The 14,269-nt window shown below is 58.6% G+C and carries 11 protein-coding genes; 1 reads left to right on the top strand and 10 read right to left on the bottom strand.

The features are described 5' to 3' along the window. Positions 1-2: 2 nt before the first annotated feature. The 9 genes from NK667_RS11360 to NK667_RS11400 form a co-directional block, all read right to left on the bottom strand. Complete coding sequence (locus NK667_RS11360; protein WP_054614774.1) at positions 3-1,352, bottom strand: HlyD family type I secretion periplasmic adaptor subunit; 1,350 nt, start codon at positions 1,350-1,352, stop codon at positions 3-5. Further along, complete coding sequence (locus NK667_RS11365; RefSeq protein ID WP_054614775.1) at positions 1,349-3,127, bottom strand: type I secretion system permease/ATPase; 1,779 nt, start codon at positions 3,125-3,127, stop codon at positions 1,349-1,351. Before NK667_RS11365 ends, NK667_RS11360 begins: the two co-directional genes overlap by 4 nt. Before the next feature lie 212 nt (positions 3,128-3,339). Then, positions 3,340-3,762, bottom strand: coding sequence for an AprI/Inh family metalloprotease inhibitor (locus tag NK667_RS11370; RefSeq protein ID WP_054614776.1), 423 nt, complete (start codon positions 3,760-3,762; stop codon positions 3,340-3,342). Positions 3,763-3,859: 97 nt separating this feature from the next. Next, positions 3,860-5,314 (bottom strand): serralysin family metalloprotease, encoded by a 1,455-nt coding sequence (locus tag NK667_RS11375; RefSeq protein WP_054614777.1) that lies wholly within the window; start codon positions 5,312-5,314, stop codon positions 3,860-3,862. Between the two features lie 1,350 nt (positions 5,315-6,664). Continuing rightward, positions 6,665-7,123, bottom strand: coding sequence for an REP-associated tyrosine transposase (locus NK667_RS11380; RefSeq protein ID WP_054614778.1), 459 nt, complete (start codon positions 7,121-7,123; stop codon positions 6,665-6,667). 93 nt (positions 7,124-7,216) lie between these two features. Beyond that, positions 7,217-8,302, bottom strand: coding sequence for a polyamine ABC transporter substrate-binding protein (locus NK667_RS11385; RefSeq protein ID WP_054614779.1), 1,086 nt, complete (start codon positions 8,300-8,302; stop codon positions 7,217-7,219). 61 nt (positions 8,303-8,363) lie between these two features. Continuing rightward, positions 8,364-8,705: a cupin domain-containing protein gene (locus tag NK667_RS11390; protein WP_008026311.1), complete on the bottom strand. Its 342-nt coding sequence runs from the start codon at positions 8,703-8,705 to the stop codon at positions 8,364-8,366. A gap of 31 nt (positions 8,706-8,736) precedes the next feature. Then, on the bottom strand, positions 8,737-10,143 hold the full coding sequence (locus NK667_RS11395; RefSeq protein WP_054614780.1) for an NAD(P)/FAD-dependent oxidoreductase: 1,407 nt from the start codon (positions 10,141-10,143) through the stop codon (positions 8,737-8,739). A 50-nt stretch (positions 10,144-10,193) separates the two neighbouring features. Continuing rightward, positions 10,194-11,009, bottom strand: a complete 816-nt coding sequence (locus NK667_RS11400; protein WP_054614781.1) for a helix-turn-helix domain-containing protein — start codon at positions 11,007-11,009, stop codon at positions 10,194-10,196. Positions 11,010-11,273: 264 nt separating this feature from the next. Between NK667_RS11400 and NK667_RS11405 the strand changes: the two genes are divergently transcribed. After that, positions 11,274-11,549: a DUF1652 domain-containing protein gene (locus tag NK667_RS11405; protein ID WP_054046061.1), complete on the top strand. Its 276-nt coding sequence runs from the start codon at positions 11,274-11,276 to the stop codon at positions 11,547-11,549. Between the two features lie 197 nt (positions 11,550-11,746). Here NK667_RS11405 and NK667_RS11410 read toward each other — a convergent pair whose 3' ends face one another. After that, entirely contained in the window at positions 11,747-14,221 is a 2,475-nt protein-coding gene (locus NK667_RS11410) for a UvrD-helicase domain-containing protein (protein ID WP_054614782.1), read from the bottom strand. Positions 14,222-14,269 lie beyond the last annotated feature (48 nt).

The raw sequence follows: 14,269 nt of genomic DNA on the forward strand, positions 1-14,269 counted from the left end.
CCTTATTCCTCGGTCAACGCGGAGCCTGCCCGGTCGAGCAGCGGTTTGAACAAATAGTTGAGGAGTGAACGTTCACCGGTGCGCACGAACATTTCCGCCGGCATGCCGGGCTTGATCACCAGCCCATGGAGTTTTTCCATAGCCTGGTCGCTGACGCTGCTGCGCAATACGTAATACGGCGCGCCGGTTTTTTCGTCGATCATCTGGTCGGCGGAAATCAGACTGACTTCACCCGGCACCCGTGGCGTGCGGCTCTGGTTGAACGCGGTGAACAGAATGTCTACCGGCAAGTGCGTGCCGACCTTGTCGATCAGATTGACCGGCAAATGCCCTTCCACTTCCAGGGTGGTGCCTTGCGGGACGATTTCCAGCAGGGTTTCACCCTGACGGACCACGGCGCCTTCGGTGTGCACGCCGAGGTTTACGGCGATGCCGTCAGCGGTGGCGATGATCTCGCGGTGTTGCAGGTCGAACCCGGCGGAGGTCAGTTGCTCCTTCAGCGTCACGCTCTTGAGCTGCGCGTCGGCCAGTTGGGTGCGGACTTCTTTCTGGTATTCCTCGATGTGCTGTTGCAGCTTGAGTTTTGCTTCGAGGATGCCCTGTTCCACCCGACCGCTTTCGCCGGTGTTCTCGGCCAGTTGTTGCTGCACTTGCGAGAGTTGTCGCTGGTATTCCATCAAGCGGTTGCGCGGGATATAGCCGTTGTCCGCCAGCGGTTGCAGGTTGCTCAGCTGTTGTTGCAGCGAGTTGGCCTGAGCCGTCAGGTCGGTACGCGCTCGGCGCATGCCGGCCAGTTGCGCGCTGGCGCCTTCGATATTGGCGCGCAGGCCGCCCTGTTCGCGGGCATAGGCTTCGCGGCGGCTGCTGAACAACTGGCGCTGGCCTTCGAGGACCAATGCCAAACGTGGATCGGCGTCCTTGCTCAACTCGGCGGGGAACGTCACCTGCTTGAGGTTATCGCGCTCACTCTCCCAACGCGCCACGCTGGCCCACGCCATGCGGTATTGCGCCTGCAACGAATCGACGTCGGCGGCGGCCTGGGTCTGGTCGAGCTGGAACAGCGGCTGACCTTGCTTAACCACCTGGCCTTCGCGCACCAGAATCCGGCTGACCACGCCGTTGCCAATCGACTGCACGGCTTTGCGTTTGCCGGATACGACGACGGTGCCCTGCACCGGAATCCCTTGATCAAGCGGCGCGAGACTGGCCCAAGTGAAGAAACTGCCAGCGCCGACTATCGCCAGGATCCAGCCCATGCGCGCGAAGAATCTGGCGTCGCGCTCCGGGCGTTCGGCGATGTAATCGTGTTCCATCGTTGCTTCGTTTTCAGTGTTCATGCGTGCGCTGCTCATACACCCGAGTTCCTTGTCGTGGGCTGATACTGCCGGCTCATGCTGAGCCCGCCCGGTGCCTGCGCCGCTTTCTGTTCCTGATTTGCCGATTGATTGCCGGACAGTGCCTTGAGCACATCCTGACTTGGGCCATAGGCCTGCAAACGACCGTCGTTGAGCACCAACAACTTGTCCGCCTGGGCCAGTGCCGAGGAGCGATGGGTCACCAGAATCACGCTGGTGCCCCGGGCTTTCATGTGCGCGATGGCGCCAGCCAATGCCGCTTCGCCGACGGTGTCGAGGTTGGAATTGGGTTCGTCCAGCACCACCAGGCTCGGGTTGCCGTACAACGCACGGGCCAGGGCCACGCGCTGTTTCTGGCCGCCGGACAAACCGCTGCCGTCTTCGCCGAGCACGGTGTCGTAGCCTTGCGGCATGCGCAGGATCAGTTCGTGGACGCCAGCGTGTTGCGCCGCTTCCACGACTTTCTGCGGATCGGCATCGCGGAAACGCGCGATGTTTTCGGCGATGCTGCCGCTGAACAATTCGATGTCCTGGGGCAGATAGCCGATGTAAGGGCCGAGGTCGTCGCGGTTCCAGCGATGGATGTCGGCACCGTCGAGCCGCACCGTGCCGCCGAGGGTCGGCCAGACGCCGACCAGCACTCGGGCCAGGGTCGATTTGCCGGAGCCCGAAGCACCGAGCACGCCCAGTACTTCACCTGCGCCGAGGCTGAAGTTGACCATGTGCAAGGTCGCCGCACGTTGACCCGGCGGGCCGGCGCTGACTTGCTCAAAGGTGATCTGGCCTTTCGGTGCCGGCAGCGCCATGGCGTCGTCGCTGGGCGGATAGGCTTGCAGCAGCGCGTCGAGGCGGCGGTAGGCGAGTTTGGCGCCGCTCCATTGCTTCCACACGGCAATCAGTTGATCGATGGGGCTCAGGACGCGGCCCATCAAGATCGAACCGGCAATCATCATGCCGGCGGTCATGTCACCCTTGATCACCAGCAACGCGCCCAGCCCCAGCACCAGCGATTGCAGGCACAGGCGCAGGGTTTTACTCAGGGAACTGATCACCGCACCGGTGTCACTGGCCTGATTCTGCAAGCCCAGAAAACGTGAATGCACCTGGAACCAGCGCTTGCGCAAGACACCGAGCATGCCCATCGCCTGAATGGTTTCGGCGTTATGCAGGTGACTGGTGGCCAGTTGGCTGGACTTCTGGGAAAACCCGGCGGCTTCGCCCAGGGGCTTTTTGGTCATCGCCTCGTTGAGGCATGCCAGCCCGATCAGTAGCACCGCGCCGGCCGTGGCCAACACGCCCAACCACACGTTGAACAGGAAAATCACAAACAGGTACACCGGGAACCACGGCGCATCGAAGAAGGCGAACAGCGCCGGGCCGGTGACGAACTGGCGAATGTGGGTCAGGTCCCCGAGGGATTGCCCGGCGTTGCCCTCGCCCTTGAACAGGTTGCGCTCGAACGCGGCCTGGTAGACCCGCAGGTTAAAGCGCCGCTCCAATTGGCTACCGATGCGGATCACGATAAAACTGCGCACGACTTCGAGCATGCCGATAAAGACAAAGAACCCGACCACCATCAATGACAGCATCGCCAGCGTCGTTTCGTTTTGCGAAGACAGCACCCGGTCATACACCTGGAGCATATAGATGGAGGGAACCAGCATCAGCACGTTAATCAGTGCAGTAAAACAACCGACGCTGATCAGGATGCTCTTATAGTCGCCCAGTGCCTTGAATAAGGGTGCGGTGCCTGGGGCCTTCGCCATCTTCATTGATTTTTCCTGAGATGTTAGTTCTCGTCACTCTTTGACGAGGCTTCAATTAACTGCCTGCACGCGAGCCAGGCCTTCTTTGCTAGTTAGTGCTTACAAATGAATAACAACTCTTTTAGATCAAGCGAGAGTCAGGGTTATTGATCCGCTGCCTATAACTGCATTGATGGGCTTTATATCCAGCGTTCAGTGCGTCGATCTTGTAATTATGCTTAAGGCGCCGAGCGCTTGAGCGTAATGATCAGTCCTGACTTCAAAGTGCTTTTATAGAGCCCTTCGCGTTGTCGGCTGAAAAACACAATTCTTGAGCCTTCTTTACCGGTGATCGAAATGCCGTCCGGCTCGGTGAACCAGCCAATCGCCGACTCTTCCAGCCAGGCGCTGAGGCAGTCGGCGCCGTCACCCAGGGTCTGCTTTGGTTGAAAATCTATGGTGCAAACGTTCGACGGCTTGTCCTGCAATGCCTGGGACTCAGCGGTGTCTTGCGGGGCATTGAGGGTGGCTTGCCAAAGGCCTGCCAGTTCCGAAGGGTCCGCTAATTTCAGGCTGCTTGCCATGGCTACATCTCCAAAAAACATCATCAGCGTCGCCAATAGCCACGCGGTTGCTTTGTAGGTAACGGCGTTATGGGTCATAGGACTTTTTACTCCGGGGTGTAGCCTCACCCACAGCGTGCATGGATGCAAGGACAGAGCGCGGCGCATTAAGCGCCGCGCTCCTTTTCGCCTTGTATCAGGCCACGATGTCCGTGGTTGCTGCCTGGCCAACGGTGCTGACGAGGAAATCAGCCACGCCGTGCCCGGAGAAGTCCACCGCCAGTTGGCTGTTGCCACCCGACGAGGTCAACACCGCATCGCCTGCCGCACCGGTGAACGAACTCACAAAGTGCACGCCTGCGCCTTTGGTGATGCCGGTCAGGTCAATCTTGTCCAGGCCGCTGACAAAATCGAGGATCTGATCGACCGCACCTGGCTTGGAATCGCTGCTGGCGGCAAACACGAAAGTGTCCGAACCCGAACCACCCCACAGTTTGTCCGCACCGCCTGCGCCGTAGATCAGGTCGTTGCCGGCACCGCCCTTCAGCTCGTTGGCGACGCTGTTACCGATCAACAGATCGTTGCCCGAACCGCCGATGGCGTTTTCGATGATTGCGCCCTTGGCGATGGACACGTTACCTACCAGGCCGCCAACGTCGGAGAACGAGGCGTCATTGAGGTTGATCTTCTGGTTTTGGGTAAAACCGGAGAAATCCAGGGTGTCCTTGCCGCCCGCATCCCAGACCGAAAACACGAGTTTGTCGGCGGACGACGAAGCGCTCAGGAAGTCGCGACCGGCGTTGGAGTTGAAGCCGTAGGTGGTGTCACCGGTACGGGTTTCAGTGTTGGCGCCGTAGAGCTTCTGGATGGCCGCGATATCGTCCATCAGCGGGCCGGAAGCATAGGCTTCGACGCCGGCCTTGCTGAAGTTCTGGCTGGTGTTGCTTTCACTCCAGTAGCTCATGAGGCTGTAGCCACGGGTGTCCTGGCCGTAGGACGCGTCGTTGTAAGTCGGGTTGCCTTCGCCGGCGTTGTAGTCGCCAGGGTGAGACAGGCCCAAGGTGTGACCGATTTCATGGGTAAGGGTCTGACGCCCGTAGTTGTTCACGCCCGGGGTTTTGTTGACGTTGTAGCCGCTGCCGGTCAGGTACCAGGACTGACCGTCATAACCCGGCTCGGTGCCCGGCAGGAATGCAAATGCCGCTGCGCCGTCCTGGCCACCGCTGTAGTTACCGAAACTCATGTGCCCGTCGCCGCCCTTGGCCGCTTCGGCAAAGGTGACTTTGGCCACATCGGCCCAGGATTGCATGGCGAGCACGGCCTGGGCTTTTTGCAGGGCGCTGAACTGACTGAAACCGGTGACGCCCAGGCCGCTGAAATTCGAGGTCTGGGACGTCAGAAAGGTGTAGGTCAGTTCGATCTTGCCGCTGCCGTTCAGATCGTGCCAAGCAGCACCATCGCGCAGCAGTTGAGTCGCGGCTTGATCCACCGAGAAGGAGGGTTTGCCATTGACCGTGAGGTTGCCACCCCGGTCGTACTGATGGCTGAAGCTATTGATCTGGTTGAACGCAGAACTCGGCGCGGCCAGTGCATGCAGTGGCTGGAAGGCCAGTTCGGCGGAATCAATAGCCTTGGCTTTTACTTTCGACATAAACACACTTCCTTGTTAAGCAATGGAACAGTTTTTGTCAGACAGAGACAATCTCTGGCGAGATCGTCCTATCACTCGCCCAATGAAGGCGTAAGAAACCTGACACAATTTGAAATCAAACGTCTACTACTTTTTCGAGGTCAAATTGTTGTGTTCCAGCAAGTGCCCGGAAATAAGGGGGATGGGGTTGGAATATAGTTTTTAGTGCGCGGGGATGGGCGAATTGTCTGACAATTTCAAATTTAAATATTAAATAGGGGTAAGTTGCTTTTTGTCGAGAGCGTCTCACTTTGTTGAACTTATTAATATGAGTGCCAGTGCATTGCCATCAACTAAATTAAATAATTAGTGAATACTACATGCGGCCTGTAGCAGCTGCCGAAGGCTGCGTTCGACTGCGCAGCAGTCGTCAAACCTGAACACACCGCCATACTGAAACACCGCATCGCCTGATTTCACGACCGCTGCGCGCCCGAACGCAGGCTGCGCCAGCTGCTACAAAAAGCGCGCTATACGCTACAAAAAACGCGCTATACGCCATGTCTGTAGCAGCTGCCGAGCCTGCGAGGCTGCGTTCGGCGGCGCAGCCGTCGTCAAACCTGAACACACCGCCATACTGAAACACCGCATCGACTGATTTCACGACCGCTGCGCGCTCGAACGCAGGCTGCGCCAGCTGCTACAAAAACCCCGCCATACGCTACAAAAAACGCGCCATACGCCATGTCTGTAGCAGCTGCCGAGCCTGCGAGGCTGCGTTCGGCGGCGCAGCCGTCGTCAAGCCTGAGCACACCGCCTTACCGAAACACCGCATCGACTGATTTCACGACCGCTGCGCGCTCGAACGCAGGCTGCGCCAGCTGCTACAAAAAGCGCGCCATACGCTACAAAAAACGCGCCATACGCAATGTTTGTAGCAGATGCCGAGCCTGCGAGGCTGCGTTCGGCGGCGCAGCCGTCGTCAAACCTGAACATACCGTCTTACTGAAACACCGCATCGCTCGATTTCACGACCGCTGCGCGCCCGAACGCAGGCTGCGCCAGCTGCTACAAAAAACGCGCCATACACTACAAAAAACGCGCCATACGCCATGTCTGTAGCAGCTGCCGAGCCTGCGAGGCTGCGTTCGGCGGCGCAGCCGTCGTCAAACCTGAACACACCGTCTCACTGAAACACCGCATCGCTCGATTTCACGACCGCTGCGCGCCCGAACGCAGGCTGCGCCAGCTGCTACAAAAACCCCGCCATACGCTACAAAAAACGCGCCATACGCCATGTCTGTAGCAGCTGCCGAGCCTGCGAGGCTGCGTTCGGCGGCGCAGCCGTCGTAAAACAAGCGTTGCAATACATCAGAGCCAACACGCATCCCAAAGCGGATAGTCATGAACTCGCTCGACGAGTCCAGCGCGTACGGGGTTGCGAACCACGTATCGCGCAAGATCCTTTACATCTTCCTCCTTGCGCACTGCTCGATCGTGATAGCCCTTCTGCCACAACCGCCCTCGCCGTCCCAACGTCTGATTAACGGCCAAACTGCTACGCGATTTGATGCGGCACACCACGTCGGCCAATGTTCTATCCCTCAGCTGCAACAGGTAGTGCATATGATCCGGCATCAAAACCCAGGTCAAAAAATCCGCCCAACCCTCCGCTTCCAACTCGCGCAGCTCTCTGACGACCAGTCGCCCCAGCCGCCAATCAGCAAAAAGCGGCTGTCGTTGGTGAACGACAGCCGTTATCAGATAAATACCTCCAGGTTCGGAAAAACGTCCAATACGCAGGCTACCGGCATTCGTAAAGACAGGCATTCCATTGCCTCCTTATCCATTGAAGAGGAAGTCTCGAATCTACAACGCTGCCTCTCAGCTCGATAATCACCAATCGCTACCAAATATGAACGCTCAACTCCCCGTCCGAATCTTGTTCCACACCCGCGTCCGAATCCGGTCAATGTTCAACGGCATAGCCTCCAGCGCAAACAATTTCCCCATCATTTCCGGGCTCGGATAGACCTTGGTGTCGTTCTTGATCGTCGGATCGATAAGGCTGTCGGCTTGTGCGTTGCCATTGGCGTAGTGCACGTAGTTGCTGATGCTGGCCATGACGTCCGGGCGCAGCAGGTAGTTCATGAAGGCGTAGCCGGCCTTTTCGTCCGGGGCGTCGGCGGGCATGGCGACCATGTCGAACCAGATGGCGGCGCCTTCCTTGGGAATCGAGTAGCCGATGTCCACGCCGTTCTTGGCTTCCTTGGCGCGGTTTTCCGCTTGCAGGATGTCGCCGGAGAAACCGACCGCCACGCAGATGTCGCCGTTGGCCAGGTCGCTGGTGTATTTGGACGAGTGGAAATAGCTCACATACGGCCGGACTTTCAGCAGCAGCGCTTCGGCTTTTTTATAGTCTTCGGGATTTTTGCTGTGGTGCGGCAAGCCCAAATAATTCAGCGCTGCGGGCAGCAGCTCCGGGCCGTTGTCGAGGATGGCCACCCCGCACTTTTGCAGTTTCTGCATGTTTTCCGGTTTGAAGATCAGGTCCCAGGAATCCACCGGCGCGTTGTCGCCCAATACCGCTTTGACTTTGGCGATGTTGTAGCCAATGCCAGTGCTGCCCCAGAGGTACGGGAAGCCGTGCTCGTTGCCCGGATCGTTGGTCTGCAAGGCTTTGAGCAGCACCGGGTTGAGGTTTTTCCAGTTCGGCAACTGGCTCTTGTCGAGTTTCTTCAACGCCTTGCCTTCAATCTGCCGGGCCATGAAGTGGTTCGACGGGAATACCACGTCGTAACCGGATTTGCCGGTCATCAACTTGCCGTCGAGGGTTTCGTTGCTGTCGTAGACGTCGTAGGTGAAGCCGATGCCGGTTTCTTTCTGGAAGTTCTTGGTGGTGTCCGGGGCGATGTAGTCCGACCAGTTGTAGATTTTGACTGTTTCGGCCGCGTGGCCGAGGGTCGCGACGAGTGCAAGGGGCGCCAGGGTCAGTGTCTTTCGGATCATGAGTCGATTCCTGTAAGGGCTATTGTTATTGGCAGGCAATCAAAAGATCAAAATCAAAAAATCAAAAAATCAAAACGTAGGTCTTGCGCACGGTTTCCTGGATATCCCAGATACCGAGACTGTTGGCTGGCAACATCAGTGCATCGCCGGCTTCTATGTGCAGGGTTTCACCGTCGTCAGGGGTGAAGGTGCAACGGCCCTGGATGAAGTGACAGAACTCCTGGGCCACGATTTGCCGGCGCCAGCGACCGGGAGTGCATTCCCAGACGCCGGTTTCGACGCCGTCGTCGCGCTCGACGCTGGTGGTCGAGGCCACCGCCACTGGCGTCCCCAGTGGCACGGCGACGGGGTTGGATTCGTCCAGCTTCAGGGTGGCGGTGTTCTTGAATTGCGTGATGCCCATGGGAGTACCTGTCAATGAGAAAGAACGCTGTTTAGTGCATGAAACCTTCCATGAACCCCGCCACGCCGCTGGCGAGTTTGCGCCGCCAGGGTGCGGTGGCCGGGTTGGCCAGGGTCTGGTCTTCGTGGACGAAGCTGCGGATGATCGCGTTGTAGCCGAGCCAGCGGCAGGGTTCCGGCTCCCAGGCTTTCAGCGCATCGAGTCCACCCTGTGGGATGACCCAAGGCTGGCGCACCAGCTCGGTATCGCGCTCCAGGATCAGATCGGCGAGGGTTCGCCCGCCCAAATTGCTGGCACCGACACCCTCCCCGCCATAACCGCCAGACAACGCGATGCCAGCGGCCCGATCGCAGAGCATGTGCGGCTTGAAATGTCGGGACATGCCCAGGTTGCCGCCCCACGCGTGAGTGATGCGCACGTTCTTGAGTTGCGGGAACAGTTCGCCGAACAGATAACGCCGCAGTTCCACCTCGCCGGTGGTCAGGTCGAAGTCATGGCGTAATTTGCCAGCGAACTGATAGCCACCCCGAGCGCCGAACACCAGGCGATTGTCGGCGGTGCGCTGGCCGTAAGTGACCTGGCGGCTGCTCTCGCCAAAAGCCTGGCCACGGCTCAAGCCGATTTCGTCCCACGTCGCGGCGGACAAAGGCTCGGTGGCCACAATCAGGCTCTGAACCGGCAATTGATAACGCCCCAGGGGCGGCAGCGTGACGGCGTAGCCTTCGACCGCAGGCACAATCCAGCGGCTGCGCACCTGAGCCTTGGCCGTACGCAAACTGCCGGACTGCCACTGAGTGACCGGGCTGTTCTCATAGATCTTGACGCCCATGCGCTCCACCGCCCGGGCCAGGCCACGCACCAGTTTTGCCGGGTGAATGGTCGCCACATGCGGCGCATAGATACCGCCATAAGGCTTGGCGATTCTGATCTGTTGCGCCAATTGCTCGGGGCTGAGCCAGCGGTAATCGTTTTCGGTCAGGCCCTGGCTGTGCAGCTTGTCCAGGTAACCGCGCAGGCTGGCCTCCTGCTCTGGATAACGCGCCGCGCAATACAGCACGCCACCTTTGCGGTAATCGCAGTCGATGCCTTCGCGTTCGAGGACGATCTCTACTTCATCGGGAATGCTGTGCAGCAGATCGAACGAGGCGCGGCGTTGTTCAGGCGAGAGACCGGCAAGCAAACGGTCCTCACCCAGCAGATTGCCCATCAGCCAGCCGCCATTGCGGCCCGAGGCGCCAAAACCGGCGGTTTGCGCCTCGACGATGGCGATCTCCAGGCCCGGGGCCAGGCGCTTGAGGTAGTACGCGGTCCACAACCCAGTGTAGCCGGCGCCGATGATGGCCACATCGACGTCCAGGTCCTGTTCCAAGGCCGGACGTGCCAGCAACGGCTCGTCGAGTTGATCCATCCATAAACTGATGTTGCGCCACGCCGGCATACCAGACTCCACCACTCAAACTTCGATGGCGTCGATCCTAGAGCGTGACCTCAGAGGCTGTCTTGCGCGCGTGCACGCAAAGAAATTTGTTTGACGTAGGCCTTGGGCGACTGGCCGGTGTGTTGGCGGAAACAACTGTAAAACGCCGACAGCGAGTTGAAGCCAGCGGCAAACGCCAGTTCGTCGACCCGCAATGGTGGCGTAGCCTTGTCCAGCGCCGCGAGCAAGTGCTGCAGGCGCGCCTGGTTGACGTAACGATAGAAGCTTTGCCCGAGCACCTGGTTCAACAGATAGGAAATCTGATTGCGGCTGTAACCGCACTCCTTCGCCACCCGCTGCAAATCGAGTTCGGGGTCCAGATAAGGTTGCTGGCGCTGAAAATACTGCTGCAGGTCTTCGGCCATAAAGCTCAGTTGTCGCGGTGACAATCCAAGCCGGCTGGCCGCCGGGCGCAGGTTATTCGACGTTTTACTCGGCGGCTGTTCGCGCACCAGAGACGCGTATTCGTTGACGCGCCAGATCAAGCCGTCACGCACGGTGATCGCTTCGCTGGAGCGAAACGACACCATCCCGTCGGTGCCGCGCAGGGTCATCTGGTATTGAATGAACGCGGTGTTGCCGTCCAGGCGAATGCGATCCGAATGCTCCAGCGCTTCGCCGGGATTGCGCGGCATGCTGTCGCGTACGTACTCGCGCAACTCGTCCAGGCCCATCACGCGGTTCTGGAAAAAGTCGCTGTACTGGATGTCCGGGTGATACAGCGCCATCACGCCGTCCAGGTCCCGGTGTTTCCAGCACAGGTGGTAGCGCATGACCGTCTCGCCGGTGGCTTGGGTTTGCAGCGGACCATCATCATCGGCGTGCATAGAGGGCTCTGTGAAATAAACCGAGCTTGCCCAACTTGGGCCTCGGCTTCAATGGCCGATCAATGATGGCCTTTTGGCGATGAATGCCCGAGGCGTGACCCATATCAAAAAAAATCGAACCAATCGCTAAACGGACTGAAAAAATCCACATGGTTTTCACATCTGGATGCTACTTTTAAATGCATTCACCGGTTGAACCAATGAAGGTTCTACCCCTCCTCACATGAGCTAAAGGAAGCGCTCGATGACTAAGGCGGGCAACACATGAACAAAGGGTCATTCAGCAAAGTTACCTTTCCAAACGCCTGCCAGCTGATGCGCTGGCATTTTCATCCCATGGGTTTCGAGGCGAGCATGGACGCGCCGGGCAGCATGATTGCCCGTCTTTTTGACCGTGCCAGTGGCGAAACCATGATCGCCATTGCTGGCATTCCTTGCGCGACCGTGATGAATGCCGCAGATGTAGAACGAATAATCGAAGCGGTGGAAGATGAACTTGAAACGTTCATTCCGCCGGTGGCGCTCAGGAGTTATGCCTGACACCGGATCCAGACAACAAGAAGCCCACAGGATGTGGGCTTTTTTGTGGGTGCTGATTCATCCTGAATTGAAATGCCATACCCCTGTGGGAGCGGGCTTGCTCGCGAAGGCGGTGAATCAGTCGACATTGATGCTGGATGACACACCGCCTTCGCGAGCAAGCCCGCTCCCACATGGCTCCCACAGGAATTAGCGGTCTATGCGGATTTTGCGCTCTGCCGATGATCCGCAAAGAACGCCTTGCCCTGACCGACCTTGTCAGACGCCTTGGGCATATTGACGGTTTGGCCGTCCTGGCCATCGACATACCAATAGCAATGACTCACCGCCCGGGTGATCCCGACATAAGCCAGCCGCAGAATCTCGTCTTTCTGCGCCGTGTCATAAGCCTCGCTGTCCCCAGCCTTGCCCAGCCCTGCCATGCGATACACCTGGTTCTTGTAAGGCGAGCTGGTCAGATGCTGGCAATCGCCCAGCAAGAACACAGCGTCCGCCTGAAGCCCTTTGGCGCTGTGATAGGTCAATTGCTTGAGCCGGCGAGCGTCGTACGGCAGGCTAGAATCAACATTAACTAAAGATTGAATATGCTGCTCTATCAATGACTTATCGCTACTTTTTCGATAAAGCATCAAGATTGAATCGCCGCGCCGATAGTGTTCCATCAACCGCTGCGCCATGCCTTGGTCATCCCGGTCCAGCACGTTCACCGGCTGGAGCGCCTTGGATTCACCGCAGGCCTTGGCCTTCTTGCCAGGGATGGCTGGCGCGGCTCGCACGATGTGTTCGGCGGCATCGATGATGTGCTGATGACTGCGATAATTGTCGCTGAGCATGACCCGAGTGGTGCTCGGCGACGGGAATTCCTTGTTGAACTCCATAAAGTACGTCGGCGAACTGCCGCGCCAGCCATAGATCGACTGCCAATCATCGCCAACACACAGCAACGACGAACGCTGCGCACCACGCCCTACATGCATCGCCGGTCCACGACTGCGAATCTCGGCCAGGCTGGCGCGAATCCACGAGACAATCTGCGGCGATACGTCTTGAAATTCGTCGATCATCAGGTGCGACAGCGGCCTGAGCAGCTCATCGCTCAGCAGCTTCAGGTTTTCGGGCGAATGCTCGCTGAACAGGGCAAACATCCGGTTATAGGTCATCACCGGTGGCTTTTGATCGAGCAAGTGATCTTCCAGGGCGCGCCAGAACAGGCTCAAGGCTTCAAAGAAAAACCGGTCCGGGTCGTCCTTGGCAAAATTCATACGGCCCACGGCATCGGGAACGTCCAGCCCCAGGTTCTCGATAAACCCGGCGGCAGCGACGAAACAGTCCAGCAACGGTGAGGAGCCTAGCTCACCCTTGACCTTGTAATCGAACCCCGGCCCGGCACTGGCATCCCCGGCCAACGAGGCTAAAACACGTTTTGAAGATTCATAACTATCCAGCCATATCAATGGCTTACGACAGAATGCTTGAAACAAGGTGCGCTTTACTGCCCATTCGGCGCGCACCGTCAGCTTGGCATTTGGACGGCTGACTTGCGGGTTTTCCCGAGGATCGAAGCCCAGCACCACCCAGGCGTCCAGGCTTGGAATGTAGCCGTGACAATGAAAGGTCGAGCCGTTGATATCGAACGTCTGACGATTCGGCTCGATGCCCTTGATCGGCCAGGCACCCGCGCGAAACCACAGGTCTTCAATCGTGTCGCAGAGTTCTTCATCGCGCTTGGCCGCCAGTTCAGTCACGGCCACACGCTTCTGTACATCAGGGTGATCGCGTTCCAGCTCCTTGAGCTGCAAGGCATGGCGAGATAAAGGCTGGATCAGCTCGCGAAAGCGTTCGTTGGTGGTGAACAACGCGTGATAACAAGCGTTGAGCTGCTGGCGCTGGGCGTCGTTGATTCGCAGGTCGAATGGATTGCTGTCGACTTCCTCGTCACCGTTTTGTGGGCGATTGCTGAGATTTTCGAAGGCCTGCAAGCGCTCGAATCCCGGCAAACTACGGACCATCGGCAGAATCCGCGAGTGAAAGGTGCGCACCAGTTCCCGGGCGTCTTTAAGGCTGAGTGCCCGGCCCCACAAGCCAAACAGCTCGATGAGTTTGTTGATGAAGTCTTTGCGCGATTCGCGGGTGAAGGTCACCACGGTCATCGAACTCAATTCGAACCCTAAATAGTGGGTCAGCAACAGAATACGCAGTACCAGCGTCGTCGACTTGCCCGCACCCGCGCCGGCGATCACCGAGGTCGAAGGTGTATCGCTGAAGATCATCTTCCATTGCGCAACGCTGGGCTGAGCATGAGCAGGCAGCAGTCGCGCGACATCAGCCTTCATGCGTTTCTTGATCTCGGCATTCAACGGCAGCCGCCAATCATCGAACAGGTTGTCGTCGACATTCGGCGGTCGGTGCTCGGTGGAGCGCGAGTCGCGGATCAACAACACCTGCCGGCCTTCTTCCAGCCCTTCGAGCTTGCCCTCCTTAAAGCCGTAATCCACCCCGGCACTGTGGCCGCTGCGAAAGCCGTCAGCCTGCCCGTGGAGCCACGATGCACGGTGTTGCGCGCGCATTTGGGTCAAGCCATACCCGAAAAAACGGGCGGCCAGGCGCTTGAGCCATGGCATCTCGGCGAGGGGACGTAGTTCGGGAGGGAGATCGGGGGTGTGTTGCAGCACGCGGACGGACTCCAGGGTGTGAGGCTGTTGAGGGCTATGGTGTCTGCA

Origin of the sequence: Pseudomonas nunensis (assembly GCF_024296925.1) — a bacterium.
Classification (GTDB): domain Bacteria; phylum Pseudomonadota; class Gammaproteobacteria; order Pseudomonadales; family Pseudomonadaceae; genus Aquipseudomonas; species Aquipseudomonas nunensis.